This is a genomic window from Kosakonia sp. SOY2 (assembly GCF_027109175.1).
Taxonomy (GTDB): domain Bacteria; phylum Pseudomonadota; class Gammaproteobacteria; order Enterobacterales; family Enterobacteriaceae; genus Kosakonia.
This window is the reverse complement of record NZ_JAPVXH010000006.1, coordinates 16198-40521: the sequence shown is the minus strand read 5'-3', so window position 1 is coordinate 40521 and position 24324 is coordinate 16198. Positions and strand designations below refer to the sequence as shown.

General features: G+C 44.4%; 23 protein-coding genes and 1 pseudogene. 15 read left to right on the top strand and 9 right to left on the bottom strand.

What is annotated here, in order from left to right; translation table 11 throughout:
• The first annotated feature begins 24 nt into the window (after positions 1-24).
• From O3S68_RS21775 to O3S68_RS21760, 4 genes are read left to right on the top strand one after another with little or no spacing between them, the layout of a single operon-like run.
• Entirely contained in the window at positions 25-1113 is a 1089-nt protein-coding gene (locus O3S68_RS21775; protein WP_269232478.1) for a CBASS cGAMP-activated phospholipase, read from the top strand.
• Complete coding sequence (locus O3S68_RS21770; protein WP_269232477.1) at positions 1110-2420, top strand: CBASS cGAMP synthase; 1311 nt, start codon at positions 1110-1112, stop codon at positions 2418-2420. Before O3S68_RS21775 ends, O3S68_RS21770 begins: the two co-directional genes overlap by 4 nt.
• Positions 2339-4144, top strand: coding sequence for a ThiF family adenylyltransferase (locus O3S68_RS21765; RefSeq protein WP_269232476.1), 1806 nt, complete (start codon positions 2339-2341; stop codon positions 4142-4144). Before O3S68_RS21770 ends, O3S68_RS21765 begins: the two co-directional genes overlap by 82 nt.
• Entirely contained in the window at positions 4131-4613 is a 483-nt protein-coding gene (locus tag O3S68_RS21760; protein WP_269232475.1) for a Mov34/MPN/PAD-1 family protein, read from the top strand. Before O3S68_RS21765 ends, O3S68_RS21760 begins: the two co-directional genes overlap by 14 nt.
• A 291-nt stretch (positions 4614-4904) precedes the next feature.
• Here the strand turns inward: O3S68_RS21760 and O3S68_RS21755 are convergent, their stop codons facing one another.
• Together O3S68_RS21755 and O3S68_RS21750 are read right to left on the bottom strand one after the other, a co-directional pair.
• Positions 4905-5387, bottom strand: a complete 483-nt coding sequence (locus O3S68_RS21755; RefSeq protein ID WP_269232474.1) for a glutathione peroxidase — start codon at positions 5385-5387, stop codon at positions 4905-4907.
• 679 nt (positions 5388-6066) lie between these two features.
• Positions 6067-6354 carry a helix-turn-helix domain-containing protein gene (locus tag O3S68_RS21750; protein ID WP_269232473.1) on the bottom strand — a complete coding sequence of 96 codons (288 nt, stop codon included), beginning with the start codon at positions 6352-6354 and terminating at the stop codon, positions 6067-6069.
• Positions 6355-6528: 174 nt separating this feature from the next.
• Between O3S68_RS21750 and O3S68_RS21745 the strand changes: the two genes are divergently transcribed.
• The 3 genes from O3S68_RS21745 (at position 6529) to O3S68_RS21735 (ending at position 7743) form a co-directional block, all read left to right on the top strand.
• Positions 6529-6816 (top strand): helix-turn-helix domain-containing protein, encoded by a 288-nt coding sequence (locus O3S68_RS21745; RefSeq protein ID WP_269232472.1) that lies wholly within the window; start codon positions 6529-6531, stop codon positions 6814-6816.
• Between the two features lie 204 nt (positions 6817-7020).
• Positions 7021-7308, top strand: coding sequence for a helix-turn-helix domain-containing protein (locus O3S68_RS21740; RefSeq protein ID WP_269232471.1), 288 nt, complete (start codon positions 7021-7023; stop codon positions 7306-7308).
• Positions 7309-7410: 102 nt separating this feature from the next.
• Positions 7411-7743: a YegP family protein gene (locus O3S68_RS21735; RefSeq protein ID WP_269232470.1), complete on the top strand. Its 333-nt coding sequence runs from the start codon at positions 7411-7413 to the stop codon at positions 7741-7743.
• A gap of 124 nt (positions 7744-7867) precedes the next feature.
• Here the strand turns inward: O3S68_RS21735 and O3S68_RS21730 are convergent, their stop codons facing one another.
• The gene (locus O3S68_RS21730) at positions 7868-9112 is read right to left on the bottom strand and encodes a hypothetical protein (protein ID WP_269232469.1); all 1245 of its coding nucleotides are present in this window, start codon (positions 9110-9112) and stop codon (positions 7868-7870) included.
• A 1076-nt stretch (positions 9113-10188) separates the two neighbouring features.
• Between O3S68_RS21730 and O3S68_RS21725 the strand changes: the two genes are divergently transcribed.
• Complete coding sequence (locus tag O3S68_RS21725) at positions 10189-10695, top strand: antirestriction protein ArdA (RefSeq protein ID WP_269232468.1); 507 nt, start codon at positions 10189-10191, stop codon at positions 10693-10695.
• Positions 10696-10822: 127 nt separating this feature from the next.
• Here the strand turns inward: O3S68_RS21725 and O3S68_RS21720 are convergent, their stop codons facing one another.
• Positions 10823-11068, bottom strand: coding sequence for a hypothetical protein (locus tag O3S68_RS21720; RefSeq protein WP_269232467.1), 246 nt, complete (start codon positions 11066-11068; stop codon positions 10823-10825).
• A 301-nt stretch (positions 11069-11369) separates the two neighbouring features.
• On the opposite strand from O3S68_RS21720, the gene O3S68_RS21715 reads away from it, so the two are divergent.
• The gene (locus O3S68_RS21715; protein ID WP_269232466.1) at positions 11370-13613 is read left to right on the top strand and encodes a type VI secretion system Vgr family protein; all 2244 of its coding nucleotides are present in this window, start codon (positions 11370-11372) and stop codon (positions 13611-13613) included.
• A 10-nt stretch (positions 13614-13623) separates the two neighbouring features.
• A complete protein-coding gene (locus tag O3S68_RS21710; protein ID WP_269232465.1) occupies positions 13624-13986 on the top strand; it encodes a DUF3592 domain-containing protein in 363 nt (120 codons plus the stop codon).
• 104 nt (positions 13987-14090) lie between these two features.
• Here the strand turns inward: O3S68_RS21710 and O3S68_RS21705 are convergent, their stop codons facing one another.
• Positions 14091-14375: a type II toxin-antitoxin system RelE family toxin gene (locus O3S68_RS21705; RefSeq protein WP_269232464.1), complete on the bottom strand. Its 285-nt coding sequence runs from the start codon at positions 14373-14375 to the stop codon at positions 14091-14093.
• A complete protein-coding gene (locus O3S68_RS21700; RefSeq protein ID WP_249882884.1) occupies positions 14365-14613 on the bottom strand; it encodes a type II toxin-antitoxin system Phd/YefM family antitoxin in 249 nt (82 codons plus the stop codon). The genes O3S68_RS21705 and O3S68_RS21700 overlap by 11 nt, the downstream gene beginning before the upstream one ends.
• A gap of 1413 nt (positions 14614-16026) precedes the next feature.
• On the opposite strand from O3S68_RS21700, the gene O3S68_RS21695 reads away from it, so the two are divergent.
• The 4 genes and pseudogenes from O3S68_RS21695 to O3S68_RS21680 all read left to right on the top strand — a co-directional run.
• Positions 16027-16491: a hypothetical protein gene (locus tag O3S68_RS21695; protein WP_182260415.1), complete on the top strand. Its 465-nt coding sequence runs from the start codon at positions 16027-16029 to the stop codon at positions 16489-16491.
• Positions 16472-17680 carry a hypothetical protein gene (locus O3S68_RS21690; RefSeq protein ID WP_269232463.1) on the top strand — a complete coding sequence of 403 codons (1209 nt, stop codon included), beginning with the start codon at positions 16472-16474 and terminating at the stop codon, positions 17678-17680. Before O3S68_RS21695 ends, O3S68_RS21690 begins: the two co-directional genes overlap by 20 nt.
• A gap of 708 nt (positions 17681-18388) precedes the next feature.
• Entirely contained in the window at positions 18389-19084 is a 696-nt protein-coding gene (locus O3S68_RS21685; RefSeq protein WP_269232462.1) for a toll/interleukin-1 receptor domain-containing protein, read from the top strand.
• Positions 19085-19254: 170 nt separating this feature from the next.
• Positions 19255-19371, top strand: a pseudogene (locus O3S68_RS21680) (transposase); the annotation flags it as partial.
• Between the two features lie 157 nt (positions 19372-19528).
• On the opposite strand, the gene O3S68_RS21675 reads toward O3S68_RS21680, so the two are convergent.
• The 3 genes from O3S68_RS21675 to O3S68_RS21665 are packed head-to-tail and all read right to left on the bottom strand — an operon-like array spanning position 19529 to position 23195.
• The gene (locus O3S68_RS21675; RefSeq protein WP_269232461.1) at positions 19529-21490 is read right to left on the bottom strand and encodes a DUF3732 domain-containing protein; all 1962 of its coding nucleotides are present in this window, start codon (positions 21488-21490) and stop codon (positions 19529-19531) included.
• Entirely contained in the window at positions 21487-21975 is a 489-nt protein-coding gene (locus O3S68_RS21670; protein ID WP_269232460.1) for a three component ABC system middle component, read from the bottom strand. Before O3S68_RS21670 ends, O3S68_RS21675 begins: the two co-directional genes overlap by 4 nt.
• A complete protein-coding gene (locus O3S68_RS21665) occupies positions 21972-23195 on the bottom strand; it encodes an ABC-three component system protein (RefSeq protein WP_269232459.1) in 1224 nt (407 codons plus the stop codon). Before O3S68_RS21665 ends, O3S68_RS21670 begins: the two co-directional genes overlap by 4 nt.
• Before the next feature lie 602 nt (positions 23196-23797).
• On the opposite strand from O3S68_RS21665, the gene O3S68_RS21660 reads away from it, so the two are divergent.
• Positions 23798-24262, top strand: a complete 465-nt coding sequence (locus O3S68_RS21660; RefSeq protein WP_269232458.1) for a hypothetical protein — start codon at positions 23798-23800, stop codon at positions 24260-24262.
• Positions 24263-24324: the final 62 nt, after the last annotated feature.

The following is a 24324-nucleotide window of genomic DNA, read 5'->3' as shown; positions in this document are numbered from 1 at the left end:
ACATGTTAAAACTATGGAGGTTCCATGGGCGACTCGCAAAAACAATTCAAAATACTGTCCCTGAATGGAGGCGGTGTTCGTGGTTTATTCTCGATAACTATTCTCGCTGAACTTGAAAGAGTTATTGCTGAGCGTACCAACAACCCTGATCTGGCCATAGGAAGCTACTTTGACCTGATCACAGGTGCCTCTATTGGTGGGATCATTGCAATTGCTTTAGCTGACGGGCAGAAAGCCAGAGATTTGCAGATTAAATTTCACACTGCCGCCCCAGCAATCTTCCCTCGCTATAGTTGGATTCCCAGCTGGCTACGAGGTATCCATCAGTTTGTTAAACGCTTATGGTGCCCTCTTTACAATGCTGCTCATCTCAAAAAAGAAGTAACGGGGATTATAGGAGATAGCAAAACGGTCAGAATGCTGAAACGACGCCTACTTATCCCTACGATCAACCTTAGTACAGGTCGTCCTTTATACATCAAAACCTGCCATAATTCTCGATTCACAAGGGATGACCAATTTAATCTAATAGATGTTGCAATGGCTACATCTGCTGCACCTACTTATTTCCTGCCTCATTATATTGAAAACCAGAGCGCCTATTTTGCTGATGGAGGGTTATTGGCAAACAACCCTTCCTTTGTCGCTTACCACGAAGCACTCAACTACCTTGACAATCAAGAGTTTTTGGGCTTGACACCGGAAGATATCAAAATTCTTAACGTCGGTACCCTGTCGAATGATTTCTGTATCAATCCCAACAATATCACTAAATTCTCACCAGGTTACGTTGGACTATGGGGCGGAGGCAAAGCACTCATAGAAACTGTCATGTCTTCCTCTCAGAAAATGCATGGCTTCATGGCAAACAAAACACTCAATCATGAAGGAGCCCCCCAGCGATATTTTTCACTTGATGAAACAGTACCTGATCAGCAGGCGCAGCTCATTTCACTGGATAATGCGAGCAAAGAATCATTAAAAGCTCTTGTAGCTTGGGGGAAATCAGTCGCAACAACGGCAACCGGCGACGATACCCTAATTAAGACATTCTTTAGCATGGAGGCTCCAGCTTTCATCCATCCACTTGATCGTAAGGAAAAATCAGAATGAAGTGGTCAGCACATTTATATTTAAGCAGTCCCAATGACGGCCTTATGAAAAGGCTGGAACCAACCAGAGAGGATGTTACTTTCCTAGAAAAACTTAAAACGACCATAAGAGCTCGCACAAAAGACGTTTTCGAAGAAGCAAAAGATGTCATCAAAATGCTGATCAAAACGCCTAATAACTCAATTAATATGCTTTTTGTGGAAAATGCGATTCGGAATACCTTTTTGCGCTACCTTGACCACGAAGATATTCAACAGGTCGCAAAACTTCTTTTTAATATGAGTGATGATGCTCGTGAAGCATTCTTAAGCACAGAACCCAGATTTTGGGTTCAAGGAAGTTATAATTATAAAACGCTAAATAAACCATACCACCTACCGCCACAGCAGATGGACATCGATGATGGTACATACATGCCAATGGAAATGTTCAAAGAACAACCATTGGTGGGACACCGCCTACTGCTGCTGCTGGTCGATGCCTCCTTAGCATCGTTAGCCAAAGAAAATGTCGGCTGGGTAGCATCCAAATTACCTAATTGCGGACGAATAACTGTTAAAGAAAAAGATGTGCATGTAGACGTCCCAATGTATGCAATTCCCAAAGAACAATTTGTGGCCCGAGAAGTTGCGGCAACAAGAATGACCATGGATTCGATGGACTCCATAACGGCAAATGAAAGTTATCTATCGAAGTCAGCAAAAGTACGACTTGAAGAAGACTGCGTTTACCTAGCCGTCAGAGGAAATGATAAATGGATAAAATCAGACCCAGAAACTGTTGCCAGCTGGTTCAGGAGAGCTGTTGTTCGTCACAAAGAACCAATGCGGCAAATCTGCCGTTATCTGAAAGCCTGGCGAGATGTACAATGGGAACATCCAGATTTATCCTCTATCACGCTGATGAAGTGTGTTGTTGATACTTTTAATAACATCGAAATGCCAAACTCACTGGATCATAGTGAGCTTTTGCTAGTGGTAACGGAAAGGTTGTCAGCACAGTTAATAGAAGGCGTTAAAAGCCCAGACACGTCTGATGATGGAAGATTATTATTTCCTAAAGAAAATATGGACAAAGCTGCTATCAATAAGATTATTTCCAAGGCCGAAGAGCTGCATTCAACACTTAATACAGCACTTAAAGACTCACCGACAAAAAAACAGACACTGCAACTTTTAAATGAACTGTTCGGGGATGGGGTCTTGAATGAGGAGATAATCAAGCCTTGGGCTTCAATGCCAGCCTACCAACAACCGCGACAACCTCAGCCGCAAAACCAAATGAAAGATTCTATGACGAGCGGTTAATAGTGACTATCCATAATCTTTTTCTGCAAAGCGGCTTTCATTATTTTGAAAGCCGCTATATTACCGATCTGCCAGTTGCCTTGCACAGGGAGTGGGATGTTTACACCAAAATCTACCAGACCAAGGAGGGTAACTTTACTGTTGCAGTCATAGATCCAGACGAAGATTTTAGTCGCCTGCCGGAAGTTTATATTATCAGTCGACCAGATAAATTCATTGGTACAACTCTGCCGCATATAAGTAGCTTTCAGCGATTATGTCTTGTAAACCAAGACAACGCAGACTGGAATCCACAGTACCCACCAGCAGTCATTGAGATGTTAGATGATCTTATCCAGCAAGCGCTAAATAATGCTGTCTCGGATGGAGAACTGCGACAGATTGAATTTCAGGGGGAATTTGTAAATTACTGGGATGGACTGACCGATGCCTATATCTATGGTAATGCAGGAGAACTTTCAGAAGAGGATTTCTCTTACAGATCACTGAAAGCTGTAATCTCAAGTGGAGGAGAAGCTAGCAAAGAAATAATTATCTTCACTGACCCCCAACAAAGGGACGATTGGTACAGGTTACGAGATCAAGAAATAACTCAGGAAAAAGACAGCAATGTGACAGTTGTCAGAGTTGCTCACAACAATTTAGCCTCTGTAAGATGGCCTCCTAAGTCGCTTAGCGAAGTTTTTGATTGGCTAAAGTCTGCTGACCTTGCTGCCCATGATTCCCTCGCGAGAGGAATACTCAAAAATTTAAGTAAAGACAGGCAGATCGCTTTACTAGATATCGCTAATGAGGGAATAATTGGTTTTGAGATCAACTTCCAGTCTAGTGCACGTACTGTCTTGCAGCACCACACCCAAAGAAAAACCAAGCATGGTGGAAAAAAGAATGGGCAAAAGCTACGTTCAGTCCTCCCGATGCTAAGAGCAAAACACGCAACAAGTGCAATATTGCGCCTGAGTGTTCGTTCAATAAGTAGACAAGAAATACAACAAAGAAACCGCGTTGCCCCTCTAGATCTTGAGAATAAGAAAATCCTAATAATCGGCTGTGGAACAATCGGGGGCTTTGCTGCCCAACTACTGGCTAAAGTTGGTGCCGGACGAGGAAGCACAGGCAAACTAACCCTCTGCGATGGAGATTTCTTATCGCCAGGTAATCTTAGCAGGCATGCTCTGCCAGCAACTTATATAGGCTGGAATAAATCTGAAGCTTTGAGTGAATTTCTTAAACGAGACGCCTTAGGTCGTCTGAATATCCATGCACTGCCATATCGTATGGAAATGAAAGAAGAAAAGATTCGTGGCTACGATATTATAATTGATGCTACAGGTCATGCTCCTACAGGTAAAATGCTTAGCCACTTAATGCGCAGCTCACCTCGACGTCCACCCTTTCTCATTCACGGGTATAACGACGCCTATGGTATGGCATCTGTTGTGATGATCGATGATGGGAAGGCCTGTTACGGTTGTACTCAACAGCTTACGGTTCTCAGCGAATCCAACAAGCCCCCCTCACCCTATCGTAACTCTTGTGGCAGCGTTTTTACGCCTTATGACGCAAATGTGAGTACAATCACAGCAGCACTGATTCAGGAAGCTGTTTTGAATACTCTCAATGAAAAACTACCATGGACCTACGCTCAGCATTCAACAGGTAAAGTTGTACATCATAAACGACGAAAGCTAGCCAAATATGGAGGTTGTAGTGTTTGCTCCTGATCTCAATTCCGAGCTGGTTCTAAGAAATCAGAGCGGAGGATTGGTTATTGTTGAAACCGCTGCTCTGAGAGCTTTAAATAAATATCGCCAGTTGCATAAGAATCAGTGCGAACAAGGTGGGGTTCTAATCGGAGAAGTTCGCCCACCTCATATAATCGTAACTCAAATCACAGAACCAGGCCCTGCTGATGTTGCAACTCGCTTTGGCTTTACTCGTAAAAAACAGCACCATCAGCAGCAAGTCGATGAACACTGGTTAACGTCTGGCGGATTTCTTACCTATATAGGAGAATGGCACACTCATCCTGAACCCAACCCAACTCCTTCTGGCATTGATCATTCAAGTTGGAGAAAAGGCCTGCCCCATTACAGACCATCTATAGTAGTCATTATTGGTCAGAAATTGGACTGGTGGGGTTATTTTGAGAAAGGTAAATGCACAAGACTAGAAAATGAATATACGGAATGATTTGCTCTGACCAAAAACAAAGTGCTGAGATGGAAAATAATAGCAGCTATATTAAATACTAATTTGACTAGAGTATTTAAAATACTAGTGCCTTTAGAACGATTCCGAGTGACCTGCTCCCCATAAGCTAACATATCTCAATGTTATCAACGTCCGCTTCTGGCCTGGCACGTAGCGGATCAACTGAAGAGCCGTGAGGGCTACTACGAGCGAACAGTCGCAATTATCCACCCACGGATAATGAATTTTCGTAAGCGCTCTAAAAGTGCATGGTCCGTATTGCCGAAACATTTAAATTTCAAGCGCGGCAAGGATTGCGGCTTCCATTCTCTCCGGGGGGGTGAACGGTGCAAAACGCTTGAGAGGTTTACCGTCGCGTCCGATCAGGAACTTAGTGAAGTTCCATTTTATTCGCCCACCCAGCACACCTGGCAATTCTTTTTTCAGATAGCGAAACACCGGGTGGGCTGCGGTTCCGTTGACATCGACTTTTTCGAACATCGGGAAGCTCACACCGTAGTTAATGTGACATGTCTGCGCTATTTCGTCGGCGTCGCCGGGTTCCTGGTTACCGAACTGGTTGCAGGGGAAACCAAGCACCACTAAGCCCCTGGTCGCGTATTTCTTGTAGAGCGATTCAAGGCCGCCGTATTGTGGCGTAAAACCACAATGGCTGGCTGTATTAACGACCAGGATCACCTTTCCCCTATAGTCAGCCATGGAGATAGGCTTACCGGCAAGACTGGTGGCTGTAAGTTGATGAAAGGGGGTCATAGCGGGATCCTCAAATCAGAACGGGTTTGGCTTCGAAAAGGCCACGTTGTGCTTTACAGCAGGGACACATGGCGTGGAGGATAAATCCAGTCATGCTTTCCTGGCAAATCTGAAACCCAGTGCGATACATTTTTACAAAGCTGGCGAAAAGAGCCGCAAACAGGCGACCTTTGATCTGCTCTGGGTTGATTAAACACCGTGAGCATAGGTGGCGTATCGGCTAATCATTGAGCAATGTCGTTATGATTGAGTGTCTTCCTGTTTATGAAAAAAAACAGCAGCAAAAAACCGAACGTACCTAAGCGGCATACTGAAGAGATAAAAATGCTTCATGCCGATGAAGAGTGAGTGAGATTAGTAAGTGAGATTAGTTGCCTACTGACGGACTTATTGTAGTTCAGCAGGCTTAATCCGATTAATGGATTGATTTGATGACATGATATTTTCGTGCTGGTGGGCGGCGTGAGAAGGTAGTGAGCTAATAAATTGCCGGGCTACCTTGTTGAAAATTATTAAAATTTAATTTTCTGTTCAAGGAGATATGTGTCTCTCTATGCGTTGTAACGCTAAGCATTAACACGCTGCGCAAGCTAGTTTCTCACCCGTCATAGTGAAAAAGTTAACCGGCGCAGCGGAATGAATAGTTCTGTTATTGCTGCCTTTTGTGATCGGGATAAATTCAGCGGTGAGTCTGCTCAGATTGCAGTTTTTTGCGCCGTTGTTTGCGCGGGATTGACTGCCCTTCAGAATCGAAATAGCGGCCAGGCCAAATCTCACTGGCCGCGACGCCAATCGCTTCAGCAATGAGCTGTTCTCCTTTGAGCCATGGTCGGGTCAGTGCGTTAGCGAGGGTTGAAGAACTTAGGCCTGCGGCGCGTGATACGGCGGCCAGCGAGGTGTTGCGTTTATGCAGCGCGGCAATGATATCAGCAGGGTGCCAACCCATTCTTTCCTGGTCGGTATTCATACAACCTCCTTTGTAAAAATTCAAACATCCTTCTTTTAATGAAGTTTATCTTCATTTTTGTACAAAATGCAATCACAAATAAATTTAAAATTTATTAGATAAAGAAATAATTCAAGTCAGTTTTGGTGCGAACAGGGATAATCGCTGTATGTGATCACAGGCGTGGGTAACACTATGATTGGTAAGCGATTAAGACTAGCCCGAGTGAATAAGGGGTTAAAACAGATTGAGCTCGGCTGTCTTGCGGGTCTGGATGAGGAAACGGCAAGCTCCCGCGTCAGCCAGTATGAGAGGGAAGTCAGTTCCCCTGATTTTGCTCTGGTATGCCGATTTGCTGAAGTACTGGACGTGCCGGAGGCCTATTTCTACGCTGTGGATGAAGACCTCGCAACATTGATTCTGCAATACCATCGCTTCAAAAAAAACAACCCTAACTCCACGTTGATAATTACTCCTCAATAACGCCCAACTGTGGCGTACCTGATGTTCAGGCATTCGTGTTTCTTCTGCCGATCAAACGATTAATTCATTTGATGAATTACTCTTCTGCCATAGTATCGAAAATTAAATTAAATTATTTATTTATTAATCAAAGTAATGCTTCATGATTCAGGGGGATCGGAAAGTGATAATTGACCGATGCTCATCAGGGATGAAGGTCATGTAATGATTGGTAAACGACTAAGGTTAGCCAGAGTGAACGCGGGATTAAAACAGGCAGAGCTCGGGTGCCTGGCAGGGCTTGATGAAGAGACGGCAAGTTCAAGGGTAAGCCAGTACGAAAGAGAAGTCAGTGCGCCAGATTTTGGCCTCGTCTGCCGATTTGCGGTTGTGCTGGATGTGCCGGAGGCCTATTTCTATGCTCTGGATGATGATCTCGCCACATTAATCTTGCAGTACCATCGTTATAAGAAAAATCATCCGAATACAACCCTGCTGATTACTCCTCAATAAACAGGATATGAGGATTTTATTTATCACTATTTTTATGCATATTTTTTATGCCTAAATTTAATCAAACTGTTTGCGTTATCGATATTATATCAAGGAGTTAACATGAGTGGTTGGTTTGAGTTAAGCAGGAGCAGTGATAATCAATACCGGTTTGTTCTTAAGGCAGGCAATGGTGAGATCATTTTGACAAGCGAACTTTACAGGACGAAAACTTCCGCAGAAAACGGCATAACTTCCGTTCAGATCAACAGTCCTCTGGATGATCGTTATGAAAAGAAAACAGCGTCGAATGGGAAATACTATTTCAACCTCAAAGCCGCTAACCATCAGGTGATTGGTACAAGTCAGATGTATGCCACTTCACAATCCCGTGAGACAGGTATTGCTTCAGTAAAAAGCAATGGTAGCAGCAAGACAATAAAAGATAATACATAACGTATTAACTTCTAAGGCAGAGCGACTCTATGCGGTCTGCCTAAACTTATTTTACTAAAAATTTCGATTCTTTTTTATTATCCCATTGCTGTCGTAGTAGCTGTTCCTCATTGATTTATGCAAGTCAATAGCCGAAATGGCTCTCAGTAGATAGAGTTTTGCAGCCAAGCAATAGTAAAGCTCTTCGGACATAAATCAAAGCCGCTGCATTATCGAAAATATATCTAAATGCTTCGCTTTTATTCATGCGCGCATCTCTTAGATGCGTTTCAAGCTCTTTTTGATAATCTTCAGCATAATATTGATCGCTTTGTCGGCCCATTATGATTAATGTTGTTAAGTCTGCTAAATGTTCTTCCGAAAAAAGAGGTAAATAAGTGGTTGTTAATTTTTTCTTAAACTCAAGATAGGCTACCATCTCTTCAACATTAACTTCTGATAGACTCGTGCCTAAATCAGATAATGGATCGCTAAAAACATTATTATGCTGCAGGGAATATCTAAAATATAACTTATACCAAACTCTCTTGAATAGAATTAAGGTGTTCCTGTCAAGAAATTTAAGTGGAATCTCAATCCCAATAAGTGATGAAAGATACCGGTTATTCTGGATTTTTTCAATAGCTTTGCTAAGTTGCTTATTACTGCCGAGGTTAAATTTCAACTTAAGGATTTTCTTCTTATCAGATGTAAGCGTTGATGCCCAGTCCTCTCTTTTCCCTAGGCATTTAGCTAACTTTATTAAATCTCGACGAGATAGCTTATCTGTAAATGTACCAGTTTTATACTCATTTTTCAGTTCTAATGTAATGTTAATAATTTCTTGTAGGCCTTTTTTTAATTTTTTAAAAAAATAAATAAAGCGAACGAGATTAATTATAGGCGTCTGTTCTAAATGAGTAGTCCCAACATTTGATTCAGGATATCTAAAAGTCTGAGCAGTATCATCTATTGCAATAAAATCAAGTATGTAAGGGGTTATTTGGGATGTGATATAATGCAAACGAATGTCTGTTTTTTGAGCTATTTCATTGGTGGTTTCCCATAGTTTTTTGATACTATGGATTTTAGTTACATCGAATAGAGATATGTCTATATTTCGAAGTTTAGACATATCTATCAATATCGTCTTCAGCGAAAGCTCAATGCCGTGTCTGGCCGAATAAACAATTGGGTATACAAGAAAATCAACTTCACCTCTTTTATTATTATTAATTATATAGTTTGTGAGAATTTCAGGCGTTCTTAAATAGCCTTCAGCATAAGTTAGCGAATCAGGAAAACCGTTTGTGCCGACGCAAGCGTTGAGCCAGTCAAAATGAGCATTTCCTAAACCAAACGTTTGGTTGAAGATGGTATCTTTTTCCACTGCCTACTCCATGTTTTATTAACTGGCTTATGAAAGATATTCATTATCGTGTAAGTAAAAAATACTCGTTAATTACTTTTTTTCAAAGCATATTGTTATGAATGGTAGGCCGGTGGGAGCAGTCACTTCTTGTCTGATCAAGCTAAACGCCGTGGCCTCTGGGATGCAGAAGAACATCAAACGGCGTGGCCTGCCTTCAGTATTAAACACAACTGTCAGCTAGTAATTTCTGTTTGTGACTTTGACCCGGAGTATGATCCAGCCTTAGGAGTGTATAGCGAAGGTGAGTGAGGTTGTTTTTTAAGCATGTGCGTTTTGCCCAATGCCCCCGGGGCTGGCCGGGGTTTATCCACAGGTTTAGGTCTGTACTGTGCAGTAAGAATGTGGAAAAGATAGCCTCTTTTTCTACAATCAGATTTATAGACTGGAATAACAACAGACTTTGCCTGAAGGGGATTACAAGCAATATGCTGTCCTTTGATTCATCTCCTGATTAATTCAACGTCTGTGAAACTCAATTTATTTTAATGACATACGCTTGAATTGCAGGAATAACGAACGGAACAGCGCCCGTTGGTTTATTTATTTTCATACCACCTTTCGCCCGAACCCATTAAATAACATCGAAACTTTGCTTTCTTTATCCGGATGGTTGCTCGCCGTATTAGGCCGGAAAACCCCCGGCTTTTTGAACAATGCTCGTGCTGGCAAGATCCGTTGTTTCTGTCCACGAGAAAGCGTTCCACCGATTCTCGCTACCTGAAGCGGAAAGGGCATAAAACCGGTACCGTGCGGCCTGCGGCTAACGCCGTGCCTCAACTCTAGCCCGACCGCTTCGAATGCAAGGGTGCGCTTCGCCGCCATCCTCGCCCGGTCGCAGTCTCTTTTATGATGCTGGTCGCCGTTCTTCCCGTCGTTCTCTCGCTCAATTTTCGCTCGAAAACCGTCCAGACCGGCTTCACTTTTTCCTGCGCTGCGGCCTCCGGTGTCGCCCGTTGCATTCTCCGCTTTTCGTCGGGCTGTCGTGTCGGCACGGCGTAAGCCGGAACACAGATGACATTGACCATGGAGGATCTATGATGGGCACGACAACCACACCTGCTGTATATGTTGGCACTTACCATAAGTACAACTGCGGCAGTATTTTCGGAAAATGGTTTGATCTGACCGATTTCGATAGCAAAGATGCTTTTTATGCAGCGTGTCATGCGCTGCACGCGGATGAAGCCGATCCGGAGTTTATGTTTCAGGACTGGGAGGGTATTCCATCGGCTTACGCCGGTGAAAGTTATATCGACTGGGATTTTATCGATGCGTATAAACGCGCCCTTGCTGACGGGATGGAGCAGGCATTTACTGTCTGGTCAGATTATTTTGACGACTGCGATTATGACCTCTTTCAGGACGCCTGGTGTGGTGAGGCCGGGAGTGAAGAGGATTACGCTCGCGAGCTGGCAGAGGAGTGCGGTCTGCTTCAGGATGTGCCTGAATCATTACGGGGTTACTTTGATTTCGAGGCGTTTGCCCGCGATATGTTCATGAATGACTTTGTGTTCCTTGAGGGCTACGTGTTCAGGCATTAACAACAAGGCAGGGGAAACCCTGCCTGTTTTTAGCTTTTCAGCCATACGATCTACCACACGGGCTAGCTGCTGAAGGTGAATAATGAACATATCAGCGACTGTGCATTGCCGCAGAGCGTATTCCGGATCATGGTGTTGAAGTTATTTTCTTTATAAACCCCTTTCCAAAATACAATCTGTGTGTGCTTTTAATTGTTTCTATTTCGCTTTCATCTACCTCAACGTTTGTTGCATATTGCTCCCATCGGGAAACGGTATCACACACTTCTTTGATGATCTTTTTGATTTCTTTGGGTGTCAGGCTCTGAATTTTTTTACCGACAGCGATCAGGTTTTCTGGCTCAAAAACATCGCGCTTTTCATTTATTGACATCTGGTGGGAGCTGACCCAATCGCTGTCTGCTCACTGGTCGCGTTTCTTTAAACCCTGATGTGTTAATTCCCGTGCGGGATTAGGAATTGTCTGTAAATAAGCTGTGACGGTTCAGGAAAACGCAGAAAGCTGTTTTCCAGTCAATTCACAATTGTAAGATAGCCATCTTGCTTTTGCGTTTCACAATATTAGCCAGAACGCGAATACCACGGCGGTGTCTGGTTCGGCATATTGACACTCACTCTGACGATGGACAGTTCAGCCATATGGCAGACGGTAAATCGTTCCACGGAGAAGATAAATGTTTAACCGCATTACGGTAACCCCTCCCGCTGGCGCTGAATCGCTATTGTTCTGGAAACTGAATGGTACGGAAGTGATGTCCCGTTCATTTACACTGAATGTGACCATGCTGAGCCTGGATGACCGTATTGATCGCAAAGCATTACTGGGAAAACCCCTGACTGTCACTGTACCGACACAAAGTATGCAACCGCGTTATTTCAACGGCAAAATAACAGAAGTAAACCTTCAGAATACTGAGCTGAACGGCGTTCGTTACGCAGTCTATCTTCTCAAAATTGAATCCGACTTATGGCCACTGCTGCGCGACCGGAATCAGCGAATTTTTCAGAGCCAGCGTGTACCCGATATTATCAAGACCATTCTGGCTGAATATGGCGTCAGAACGGAAGATAAACTTACCGGTGAATACCGTATCTGGGAATACTGTGTTCAGTATCAGGAAAGCAGCTACAACTTTATTTCCCGCCTGATGGAGCTGGAAGGGATATATTTCTTTTTCCGGCATGAGGCGGACTCTCATACGCTTGTGCTGATGGATGCGGCCGAGAATCATCATCCGGTAAGTGGCTATGAGGTCATCCCATATCACTCCAGCCTTTCGGGAGGAACAACCAGCGAAGAAGGTATAGGTCAGTGGGCTATCAGTGAGCGGGTAACCCCGGGTCTCTACAGCATTGATGACTACGATTTCCGTAAGCCCAATGCCTGGATGTTCCAGGCCCGTCAGAACCCCTCGTCCCCATTACCGGGACAGATCGATTATTACGAATGGCCGGGCCGCTTTGTTGATCACCAGCACGGTGAATTTTATGCCCGTATCCGGCAGGAAGAGTGGCAGGCCGAGCAGCAACGCATCGATGCATCCGGCACTGCGCTGGGGATAACACCGGGGTATACATTTACTCTTGATAACCCGTCAGATACAGACAATAGCGGTGAGTATCTTGTCGTCAGTGCAGGCTACACCCTTGAAGAGAACAGTTACGCCAGTGGCAGCATGACCGACAGTGTTCATCAAATTAATTGTGTGGTCATTCCAGCAAAGACCACCTTTCGCTCCGCACAACGGACAGAATGGCCACGTACGCACGGGCCGCAAACAGCGCGTGTAGTCGGTCCACAGGGCGAATCTATATGGACTGATCGATATGGCAGGGTAAAAGTAAAATTCCACTGGGACCGACAGGCTAAAGGTGATGACACCAGTTCATGCTGGGTGAGGGTTTCAAGCGCATGGGCTGGCCAGGGTTTTGGCGGCATGCAGATCCCCCGAGTGGGTGATGAAGTGGTTATCGATTTTATCAACGGGGATCCTGACCGACCAATTATTACTGGCCGTGTCTACAATGAAGCGAGTATGCCACCGTGGGAGCTGCCTGCCGCCGCCACGGTGATGGGCTTTATGACCCGGAGTAAAGACGGTCACAAGGATAATGCCAGCTACCTTTTTTTTGAGGACAGTCCCGGACGTGAGCTTATCGATCTGCACTCAGAAAAAGATATGGCTGTATCCGTTGAAAACGATCAGAGCGTCAGTATTGATGGCAGTCGCATAACTACCATTAAAAAAGAACAGACTGATGACGTAACCGGTGATGCGAGCTTCCATTACCATCAGAAACGAACAACAAACGTTGATAATGGCGAGCACACCACCATACAGAATGGGCGAATGTTAAAGATCCTGGATGGCGGGGATTCGGTTGAGGTGACCAGTTATCGCGATACAACGATCAATGGCAGAGAGTCCCATCACGTAACGGGGAAACTGACGGAAACCTATGATCAGGGGCAGGAAACAACCATCGGTGCTGGTGGCCGAACCGAAACGATACACGACGGGGTGGTGATTAACGTTAACAGCGGCAACTGGACGCATAATGTCAAGGACGGCACGATTACGATATTCAGTCCGCAGGATATTACTCTGCGCAGCACCTCGAAAATCAACCTCGACGCGCCCAACATTAAAAGTAAGGCAAAGGCACATAATGAAAGCTTTACCGGCAACTCTTTCAGCATGACTGGTCTGTCAGAAAGTTTCACCGGTGCTTCTTTTGGCTTTACAACAACAGCCATAAGCACCTCAGTGATGAGTATCTCAGCAGGGGCGTTTTCGATCAAAAACAAACCATTCGAGCTTAAACGTCACGACAATAAAATTCAGTTTGTAAGCGGGGCGGAGACAACTTTATCCGGGCTCCGGACTTTTTTTGGCACGTTAACCACATTTATTTAAGAAGATGAAAATGGCAAATATCGCGATGTGGGGCCTGATTGTTGCCATCGCTGTTATTACGGTGGTGGTCATTATCGGTATTCGCAATTCTATCGTCTCAGCGCGCATCAATGAGGCGATAAAGAAGGAGGGAACTGAAGCCTCCGCACTGATCGTTGACGCGGCTCAGCACCAAAATCAGAACGCCGAAGGCCGGCTATCCCTGAATCTTACAGTCGAGTTCACCGCCGGAACGGAAAAGGTTGTGACCAGGAAAGATGTGGTGGTCAAAATATTCGATGCCGATGAGTTTAAACCCGGGCAGCGAGTAACAATCCGCTATAAAAATGGTGACCCGTCACAAATTGTGGTGCTGGGGAATGCTGGTAATTAAGAGGGTCAAGCAGGTAAAGCCCCAAAAACTCCTCAGAGAAAAAGGGACAACGGATAAGGCGAATGGATAGCTGTCATACTGCCCTTATCGGATACCCGGGGCGATTAATTTCTGTGTTGGGTTGCATTGTAGATATCATCATTTTCTCGTTTACCCACTCCAATTACGATGACCGTCACCATTTCATCGTTGACGCTGTAAACCAGTCGGTAACCCGCGCCACGGAGCTTTATTTTGTACTGATCTTTCCGTCCATGAAGTTGTGATGCGGGCACCCGTGGGTTCTGGAGGCGCTCAGTAAGCTTCTTTTTGAATTGTTCCCGAATGGTATGGCCCAATTTTTTCCATTCTTTCAACGCTGATTCATTAAAGGCCAGCTTATAGGTCATCAATATTGACCTCGATTACTGACTCACCGATTCGCTCGTCAGCAATACGACCCAGCTCCTGATCTTCCAGAATTTCCATCAGTTGTGCATACAGGGCTGGTGGTACACAGTAAAAAGCGGGTTCGTTGCGATTCAGGATGGCTACCGGGGCACCGTCTCCTGCATTGAACGTACCCATAGGATCACGTTTAAGCTCTGTAATGCTGGCAGCAGTGGTGGTTAAGATCTGAAATGCCATAATATATCCTCCTGTTCGGAGTATCTATTATAGATCACTTAAAAGTGCTTTTAAAGGTGCTTTTAATTAAGCAGTGGTTTTCTTTATCAGAAATCACCCTGCGGAAGCTTATCGAAACAGAGCCGATATGGGTCAAACGGATTGGAACCTGACTGTATTTGGTTGAATGCATACCCGGTCATAGCGTAGATTCTTATGCGCGTTTCTGGCGGGCATTTTCGCGTGGTTTGTCAAAGTTGTTTCACCGGGACACGTCAGAAACGCGCTCCTGGTGTTTTCGATGGGGGTTAATCCCTAATAAGATATTGCCTGTGACTAACTTGCATTAGGTTTAATGGCGGTGGCGCTTGAGGCGTTTTGCCTCATGATGTTCAGGTGATTTGTCGCCTTGTTGTGAGGCAGAAAGAAGAATACCCCGAAGGTCATTTTTCATTATGCACTGCACCCATTTAGTTGGACTCTCTTACTGGAGAGCCCCATGTTAAAAAAGTAAATATCCTTTCGAAATGATCCTGGCAGTGGTTATGCACTCTTTCACTACTGGGTTGAATATCGCTTACAAATCTTTCCTCAACGAATTTAAACCAATGGCTTTATCAAGGATGTTTTCAGGTAAACGTCTAAATAAGAGCCAGTTGCATGCTCTGGATTCTTATGTTTCTTGCTGATGAGTATAAAGTGTCATCCATGTGCCGATGCCGAAGCGCCATAGGACACGAGGGTTCTTATGTCTACTATGAGCGAGGAATTGAAGTTCCACACGCACTTCTAAGTTAAGCTAGTAGCTGGCAGGGGAATATAACGCCACATCTGGCTGTTACTTGAGAATGGCTATGAGGAGACTGCTGAGTACGGACCCCATTACGAAAGTGTGCTCCGTCGTGACTTCCTCTTTCCGCATGTCCGCCAGCCTGACGAGCGCACTTTCAACATTGGCAGCGCGAAGCTCCTCAAACTGCTTTTCCCAGCCCTGTTCATTGGACGGGTAAATTCCGGGCGATTCCAGCCCGGATGAAACGGTTTATGCTTTGCGGGCAGAACGCATTGCGTTCAGTCTGTGTAACGCACCCAGTAGGGCAACAACATCAGCAGGGCTACCCTTTTTACCCATCAATGATGGCCTTCCATGATGATTGCTTTGAGGATATGGTTTATTATGGCGCCATGTATGGCTGCCCTGACGTAGTTTCTGAGTGACGGTATAGGGAGATTGCTCTCATACAGGCGAAAAAGACTGAATCGGCGCGGAACGTTCCTCTCACTATAATTAGTAGCTGTGAAGGTAAAACATGTGCGCAGGTTATCAGTGAGGAGTACACTGATGAAAATAGTGATAGATTTTATATTATAAAATAGACAAAATGGTCATAACTGGCTTTAATTGCATATGTTTTATATGACTAATGTTACTAGATGGATTTATTTTATGGTGGAAGAATGAACCATAACGGTGCTGAACAGGATGGGAGCCTTAACGAGATGAAGTATGATTCTAATGACGGAAAGCATCGAAATAGAAAACCGAAGCCTGATAGAACTATCTGGTTAGTTGCTGAAGAAAAAGAAGAGTCCTTTTTTTGGAGTGCAGTAGATAAATCTTACCTATGTAACAAGAATTGTTATTGGTGGGTTGATGTAACCCCTGACACCAACGAAAAGAATATAATGGGCAGAACCGATATAAACTACGCATATATTGCTAAATTCACATCAAACCACAACAACGAGTGGCATGGCTATCCTGTCACTGCCGAAAGAGCCCCTCACGACGTACCTCACTCTGATATTTTAGATGCGTGGAGGAAACTTAATTTCTTTTCAAAAAAAGAAGCAACAGATATAAAGAAAGGGAGGGGCTATGCCAAATCTTGCACTTGATCTCAACATTGAAGGCGATTACATAGATTCTTTTATCTATTCCGGTGTTTTATATCTTCTTGATTCTGATTTTAAATTTACATCCTATTCTTGGAACTCGCTCTGTAATTTTCTTTTAGAAAGAAATGGCTTTAAGTTTGATGACGCTAGATTAATATTGGCTTATTCAAAAGATAACAGATTAATTAATGCATCTACAAATAAAATAGATACATCAATTAGTGAAGGGGAGCTTTTTTCGCTTAGAAAAGATGTGGTGGAAATTAAAACGTGGCCGTCCGATATAAATATATTTTCAAATAAGTTATATTTTTCAGGAGATGATGGTGTCTTCTTTATAAACACTAATCACTTAACTGCTGAGTTTGACAAAGGACATATACAGAAAGTTTTTGGTATGAAAGGATTTTCCATATCTCCTAATACTAACAATAGAATTGCTTTGGCTGTTGGTAGGGAGGGGGTTTTTACATCAACATTAAAGTATGGATTAAAAACCCCATCTGAAGTTAAGGTTTCAGATAATAGTTCCATCGATATAGATTGGCTAGATGAAAGTCTCTTTGTTAACTCAGATAATCTCGTTGTTGAAAAATTTCATAAAATAACACAAAAGAAAGATGCAGAGTCTAATGATTTATTTGTGAAGATAAAGCGTGAGATCGAAAAAGAATATGATGGCGCTATAGTTGATAGTGTTAAAATTTTAAATAGCTCATATAGAAAATATCTGGATATTGCATTGAGTTATCCGCCAAAAACATTAAGGTTGAATGATAATTACAGGTATGGGTGGTCTAGCGGTGATTGTAATTTTGTTCTCAATAAAAACAATGAAATTATTGTACAAAACAAAATGTCAGGAGCCGTTGAGAGATTCGCTATTCCTGATGATTTTTCAGAGCCAGAAAAAATTAGAACATCAGGTTGCGGTACAATGATTGAATCTAATGAAGGCCTCTTGTTTTCTATCTCAGGGAATGATTTGGAAATGATATCAAATGACTTCGCCTCTTGGCGTGTTTTCCCTAGAGCAAAGAATCATGCAAATCATTTGCACCTAATTAACGAAGATAATATAAATATAAAAGTTTATAATAAAAAAGAATCAAACTTCAATTCATTCCTTTCAAGAGAGAAAGACGAACAATATAAATATGGGATGAGTGGTTTTATTTCGGAAGAGTAGTTCTTCCATTCATTTATTATCAAGCCGACGGGGCGCTGAATAAACTTTCAATTGCATCCCGGCGGTGAAGTAAACTTTACTCCACCTCATGCCTTCAATCACCGTCTCGGGCAGGGTTATGACTGACCTCACGCTGGTTTTAATCCGTCCGGGGCTCCTTCAGCCATCTCTCGTTTCCGTAGAATGCATCCTGCGATGCCTTCATCTGGTCTATGTCGCCGAATGCCAGGAACAGGTAGTACGAGTCCTCATCATGCGGAGAGCAGCCAAAAGCAACAACATCGATGCACCTTACGATGGAGAGGGCACGCTTTCTTCGATCATGATCCTGTGAAATTTGCGCCTAGTGATTCTGGCACGCTTGAACAGCTATGCACTTAGATTTGCTCTCCACAAATTAGTTAATACAGATTTTGAAACGTCTGCTACTGGCACTAAGCGGACATACAGTCGTGGCAAGGTCCGCTATGAGCGATGAGCAGACATTCCAGATTAAACTAAGCAGCACGTTTTAATGCTCATATGTAAGAGCCAAGAGTTACCTTAGAAGGTTGGAGCAAACATGCTGAGAAATTTTTAATCCGCAACGTGATGAAGTGCAAAATTCTGATCGCGCACCCGTTGGGTTTATAATTAGGAGCCCTCATTACTTCTCATGTACCACTACAACAGCATGAACTTTTGAGAATAATAAGGGGAATCCGCAATATGGCCAGATGCACCGCCCCCATTCGGGGACATAGTTCAGCAGCTGCAGCAGCAGCTTGCCCTGCCTGCCGCAATCGCAGTGGTTATCGCAGTAGCTATCGCTATGACAACTACACTCCGTCTTATTCCTCATCAAGTGGAGGTAGCGGTGGAAATGGAGGTGGCGTCAGTAGCAGCACAAAACCACGTTGGTCGAAATCCGGTTCATCCGTTTCCTATACGACCACCCAAGTACAATCACTCACACCAATTAGAGAAACGGTCGAGAAACGAGCAGCAGAGCAACCAGATCTTCGTGACGTCTTTCTTTGCCACGCCTGGGATGACCGTCAGGGCGTAGCCAAAGAATTACACGATTTACTTGAAGCGGCAGGTGTAAAAGTATGGTTTAGTGAAAAGGATCTTTCGCTCGGAGTTCCTATGATGCGTGCCATCGATAAAGGATTAGCGAATTCTCGGGTTGGATTGGTACTGGTAACCCCCGCATTTTTGAATCGCCTCCCTAAGGAAGGTGTTGCTGATAAAGAGCTTTCAGCTCTATTAGCACGCAATCAGCTTATTCCTATCGTGCACAATACAACCTATGAGGCGCTCCGTAACGTTAGCCCTTTACTTGCCTCCCGAACCGGTCTGGACACGGGAGAAGATACACTGGCAGTTGTGGCAACAAAAATTTCTGAGCTGATTACTATTTAGTTGAGTACAGCCTGTTGTGTCTCAATTGATGCTCGTTAATCGAGCAACCAATTCTGAACTTCAAGATTAAGGTCACAAGCCCGCTAAAGCGGGCCTGTGTGACCTGCTCACCATTGATTAATACACCACGATGTTAGTAATGTCTTCATAAGTCACATGAGGACATCCCATTGAAGGAACGATTTCCCGCCGAACAGATCATCAGTATTCTCCGTGGGGCTGAAGCCGATGTTTCGACCCGGGAACACTGCCGCAAGCACGCTATTTCAGACGCTACCTTCTATACCTGACGCAAGATGTGAATCGCAACGGGTTCATAGCCCCCTCCTGAATCACCCACCTGGCGATGGTTTATGCCGCTATAGCTCAAATATTGATCGGCTGGTGTTTTCCTGATTGCTCTAGCGGTCTCTGTTCTTATTTGTCTTTCAAAACGACTTTTTATTAATTTGGTAATTCTGACGGTAAAGGCCAGTCTTCTGGTACCAAGGCAGGGGGCTTGGTCCAGGGAAGCTCGGTTAAAGCATCTTGGAACCACGGGTCGCGAAGATTTGCGTGCTCTGTCACGATAAGCTGGAAGCCTGGGACTTCTTCTTGTGTAAACTTCAGCAGTAACGCAAACAGCCTACGTACTGCTGATAAGTCAGCATCTGCTTCCGTTTTCTGAACAGTACCATCAGCTTCCTGGTAAATTTTTTCAGAAGGGAAATAAACTTGGGTAGGCTGATCAATTAAAAGAAACTGAGGGATGGGGCAATTGTTCTTTGAGGCAAAGAGGTGAAGGGCTAACAATGCAGACAGATGATAAGCGAGATGATTTTCGCCACCGCCAGTTCGACTCATAGGTACTGGACGATCTGTACGATCAAAGATAATAGTCATTTGGCTTAGATCAAACCGTGCAGGGAGCCCCTGAAATTCTGCATCGAAAGCCAGGATGTAGCGTGTAATCTGTGACGAAATGTTATTCAGAATAGATATGAGTCTTTCATGGCTGCTATCAGCTCCAATTTTCCGTTGTAGTTCTTCGACTTTGAGCTGTAGACGACGATTTTCTGCTTCATATGTTGCCAGCTCTGAGTTAGGTACAAGGTCTTCCAGAAACAAACTAATGCGACCGATTACTCTTGCCGCAGCATTATTGCGTGAGCCTAATTGCTCAATAACTTCGTTTGCCGCGATTGCCGCAGCAAGCTCCACTTCTTTGGCTCTTATCGTACTTACAATGGTCTGAACCTCATCTTCTAGTTCAGTAAGATAAGCATCCATTTTAGGGCGTTGGCCAACCACAATGCTCATTTCAGCGTCGAGAGTTGTTAGTTCGCTCAGGAGTGCTTTTGCAATTGGAGATTCCAGTGCTAAATTTGCTTCACAGAATGGCCATTGCCATTCGCCGGTTTCCGGATTTTTCGGTAGTGCCTTGATAGAAGATAATCGGTCTTGCTGTTCTAAAACTTCGTTTTCAAAATTACCTGATTGCTTCGCATATAACCGAGCAGAATCAATTCTGGACTGGATCTGACGTCTGTCTTGTCGTAAACCCGCAATTTCATTTTCAAGAATGGATATTCTATGTCCATCGTCTTCAGGTATGGATGACGGAATCCATTGCATTGCAGAACGCAAAACATTAATTACTTCGTCAGCTCCGGTTCGGTCTTTGTCTTGTGTGATAATACCTACGGCTCTGGCTTCAGATAAAAGTCCAGAACCTTTTAGCAGTGATGTATCGATTGTATCTCGAGCTTGTTCAAGACGTTTGGCATTGATTTTCAGATCTCGCTGTGCTGTACGAAGTTTGGTTTCAAGTTCATAGCGATCATTTGATGAAATGCCTAGAATAATCGGTAATGTGTCGCGAATAGTTTGTGGCTGAAATGCCTCATTTTGTCGATAAAAAAGTTGATCTTTATTTGCTACAAGGCCCTGCTTTTGGAAAAGGTAATAAAAAGTATGCTTGATGTTTGCATCAAAGCTTTCTCTGCTGTGCCCAATTGCCACATCTGTACGGTTCTCGCGGATGCCAAGTAATCGTGATAACAATGCGACTACCGAATCATCATCGGTGTTAACCGAGAGGTCTTTGAAATTCGGTGCGGTCAGTTCATTTCCTCGTCGCAGCATAACGGTGCCACAGCTTGTGGCTCCTGCATTTGGTGTTGGTTTCGCGATCAGTACCTGTTCCTGTGAAAATTGATAAATGACTGCGAACCATGACACTTTATCGCGAATAATACCTTCTGGTACGTTAAAGGTAGAGCGACCCATGCAGTATTCAATGATCTCAGAAAGAGCTGATTTACCGGTTGAAGAACGGCCAGTAATGACATTTAAACCATTAACCTTAAATTGCAGGTCCCGACGTTGGCCATCATGGCTGTAGACATGAATCGACTTAATTTTCATGGGCGTATTCCAAAAGTCGTGTACACCGTAACGCGATCTGCAATACGGGCAAATTCTTTTCCCATATAGCGCGCGACACGCTGGCATGAGATAGATTCTTCAGTCCCTGTGACCGATTTGCGAACTTTATTAGGTACTGTTTTCAATCGGCCGTCTTGCGTTACAACAAAACATCCTCGTTCCATGAGCACTCCAAAAGCTTCAAGCGTAAATGGAAGCATATTATTGACGCGGTTAGCAAAATTAACGAGTAATTTGGGGTTGTTTTCTATAGTTTTCAAAAGATAGCGGCGAGGATTTTCAGCAAACACTTGGCGAGAATCTTTTTGCAGACATAATGGTAAAACTAGAAGAGCCAGAGAAAATGGCATGCCCTGTGAGTTTTCCTCTTCGTAGCTCTGCATTGCTCTGAATAGTACAACACCACAAAAAGCAGGATTGAAAAGATTCCTTATCTCGAATGGACGCTGATCCCATTGCTTCATGCTTGGGCTCCTAACAATTGACCAACTCTATTTAGGAAGTGGGGATGCCAGAAAATTTTGGGTAGTGGTCTACTGTTCGCAAGGATGTGAAATCCTCCTCTAACTACATAAGGCTCAGTCACTCGTTCTCGGATACGCAATGAGTGAATATTACCACTTTCAAGATCGGCCCATTGATACAATGCTTTTCCTGCAGTAATAAGTACTTCGTCAGCTGAATTTTCATCTAATTCTTCAAAAACGACGTCTTTAAAGCGACTCCATTCATCAACAAGGCGGTCTTCATAATCTTCCATCTCTCCTGTAACCAAAAGGTTTTCACGAGCCCATGAAGAACGCTGCTCAAATGCTCGGTAGTAGTCGAGAATAGCGTTTCGGATACGATTAGAGGAAACCCCTATTTCACGGAGCTGCACAACAAAGAGCCTGGGATCATTCATCGCGTCGATTTCTCCAACGGGCATTTTTCCTCTAAACGTAATCGGCAGATTGTCCGATTTGTACTCTTCAGAAAATGCTGCAAGTTTGTCGGAAATCTCATAACCAAAAATCGCCTCTTTACGTTTCCCTGTTAGCAGATCGACTATGGTGTTATTCCACCACCCTTCAAGTCGTTCAAAAATAGCGTCTCGGTTATCGCGTCTAATGATACGCATGTGCTGATTTTTAATGATTGTTGGGAGGTCTTCAATGCGAGGCCCGCCATCAAATATGACTATCCGTGATAAGAAGTCATCTTTTTGCTCATCAGTCAGTTTATTGAACTCATCGGCTATTGCCGTGATCAGTTTTGACTTGCTTCTAGCCAGAGCAGTGTTGGCGTGGTGAGTTATTGATACTGAATTATCGTCTTTTGTTGGCGGTTCGACTAAGAAGTGTTGCAGGAACGAGGCGTTTGAGATAGTTCCAGTCGTAAACAGAAAGAAACGAAGATTTGCTTCGGTTTTACCATCACGATTATAGCGGTCAAGCCAGATGCGGACTGACTTCCAGAAATCGGTAGACAGGTCGGTTAGAGTATCCCCATCCCCCTTGTGTTTGAGCGATGCCAGTGTTTTGACACCATCAGAATTGACGAAGTCTAGGTCATCATCTTTTTCGATCAAAACAGATGTATCTTCTGGCCACTGTAGAAGCTTAAGTAGCGCAAAACGAGGCTGATAGATATACCCTAAGCCCTGTTCACCAGCAGCGTATTGATCGCTAGTTGCTCCGGTCATGTTTTAGTCCCTGCGTCGATTGCGCTTCAGTTGTACGGCAAAATGACTCACGAAAGCAACGAGCTACCATCCAACGTTTGGCGATACGTATCACATTATCTGTATTGACTAAAAACAATACCACTGTGTTTACTGCGTGAATAGAAAAAGTAAGTACTTGGGGATGCTAAATGTGAAGTGAATGGCTTCCACTTTATCAGTAACTTAATCTCGCTCATCAAAACGTGTATGTTGAACCTAGATGATAGTCACAAATGCTAAATCAATAAGTTACCTATATATGCTTGTTAAATGATGCTCATAACGTACAAAAAACCGTTGACCAAGCTGTCCCCTAATATAACTCCCCAGTGACAAGCTTAAATGGGCATAAAGGTCTGCTCCTGGCACATGGCAGACCCCGAAAACGCGCCGTGCCTTCACGTTAGCCCGGCCGCTGCGGCCAGAAGGGTTCACCCTGTCGTCATGCTCACCCGTTCCCCGTCGAAGCGGTGCATTCAGCCCGCTGTCGACGGCGCGTGCGGCCCTTCCGTCCTTCGCTTTTCCCCGGGCTGTTGTGCCGGCACGGCGCAAACGGTGCCGCATCAACCGGAGACACAGATATGCAGAAACTGACCCGCATCACACTTAGTAGCGGTGAAATGGCCATTTACCTGGATGGCTGGTACCTGACCAGCACGGAGCCGGGCGACAGGGCAGACGGCCTCGATGACATTGTCACCGGCCTGCTCAGTATACCGGGTATGACGCTGCAGGACATTGACGCGCCGTGCCCGGCGCATGAGGACTGGTGCTGGAATGATGTGGCGGACGGAGTGTTTGCCGCGTGCCAGCCTGACGCGGGGGAGTATACGGTGGCCGCACTGACTGACCGCCTGTCACGTTATCCGGCAGATGCACTCTGCTGCGGCACGTTCTGGCTGCGGGAGCATTTCCTCACGCTCGATGCCAGCCTGACAGATGAGCAGATACGACTGGCCATGAAATTGGCGCAGAGAAACCATGATGCAGCAGTCGGGTTTAACTGGGATACGCTTCAGGCAGCTATTGAATGCGTTAAGGGCTGAGGAACGGCAGGCTGCGCGCTGAAAAAGGGAGGGAAGAGAAAAAAGGTGCAGGAGACATCATC

Bases quoted from the DNA above. Each gene is read 5' to 3' on its own strand.
- O3S68_RS21775 (WP_269232478.1), top strand. From the start codon at position 25: ATGGGCGACTCGCAAAAACAATTCAAAATACTGTCCCTGAATGGAGGC.
- O3S68_RS21770 (WP_269232477.1), top strand. From the start codon at position 1,110: ATGAAGTGGTCAGCACATTTATATTTAAGCAGTCCCAATGACGGCCTT.
- O3S68_RS21755 (WP_269232474.1), bottom strand. From the start codon at position 5,387: ATGACCCCCTTTCATCAACTTACAGCCACCAGTCTTGCCGGTAAGCCT.
- O3S68_RS21750 (WP_269232473.1), bottom strand. From the start codon at position 6,354: ATGAATACCGACCAGGAAAGAATGGGTTGGCACCCTGCTGATATCATT.
- O3S68_RS21745 (WP_269232472.1), top strand. From the start codon at position 6,529: ATGATTGGTAAGCGATTAAGACTAGCCCGAGTGAATAAGGGGTTAAAA.
- O3S68_RS21740 (WP_269232471.1), top strand. From the start codon at position 7,021: ATGATTGGTAAACGACTAAGGTTAGCCAGAGTGAACGCGGGATTAAAA.
- O3S68_RS21735 (WP_269232470.1), top strand. From the start codon at position 7,411: ATGAGTGGTTGGTTTGAGTTAAGCAGGAGCAGTGATAATCAATACCGG.
- O3S68_RS21725 (WP_269232468.1), top strand. From the start codon at position 10,189: ATGATGGGCACGACAACCACACCTGCTGTATATGTTGGCACTTACCAT.
- O3S68_RS21720 (WP_269232467.1), bottom strand. From the start codon at position 11,068: ATGTCAATAAATGAAAAGCGCGATGTTTTTGAGCCAGAAAACCTGATC.
- O3S68_RS21715 (WP_269232466.1), top strand. From the start codon at position 11,370: ATGTTTAACCGCATTACGGTAACCCCTCCCGCTGGCGCTGAATCGCTA.
- O3S68_RS21710 (WP_269232465.1), top strand. From the start codon at position 13,624: ATGGCAAATATCGCGATGTGGGGCCTGATTGTTGCCATCGCTGTTATT.
- O3S68_RS21705 (WP_269232464.1), bottom strand. From the start codon at position 14,375: ATGACCTATAAGCTGGCCTTTAATGAATCAGCGTTGAAAGAATGGAAA.
- O3S68_RS21700 (WP_249882884.1), bottom strand. From the start codon at position 14,613: ATGGCATTTCAGATCTTAACCACCACTGCTGCCAGCATTACAGAGCTT.
- O3S68_RS21695 (WP_182260415.1), top strand. From the start codon at position 16,027: ATGGATTTATTTTATGGTGGAAGAATGAACCATAACGGTGCTGAACAG.
- O3S68_RS21690 (WP_269232463.1), top strand. From the start codon at position 16,472: ATGCCAAATCTTGCACTTGATCTCAACATTGAAGGCGATTACATAGAT.
- O3S68_RS21685 (WP_269232462.1), top strand. From the start codon at position 18,389: ATGGCCAGATGCACCGCCCCCATTCGGGGACATAGTTCAGCAGCTGCA.
- O3S68_RS21675 (WP_269232461.1), bottom strand. From the start codon at position 21,490: ATGAAAATTAAGTCGATTCATGTCTACAGCCATGATGGCCAACGTCGG.
- O3S68_RS21670 (WP_269232460.1), bottom strand. From the start codon at position 21,975: ATGAAGCAATGGGATCAGCGTCCATTCGAGATAAGGAATCTTTTCAAT.
- O3S68_RS21665 (WP_269232459.1), bottom strand. From the start codon at position 23,195: ATGACCGGAGCAACTAGCGATCAATACGCTGCTGGTGAACAGGGCTTA.
- O3S68_RS21660 (WP_269232458.1), top strand. From the start codon at position 23,798: ATGCAGAAACTGACCCGCATCACACTTAGTAGCGGTGAAATGGCCATT.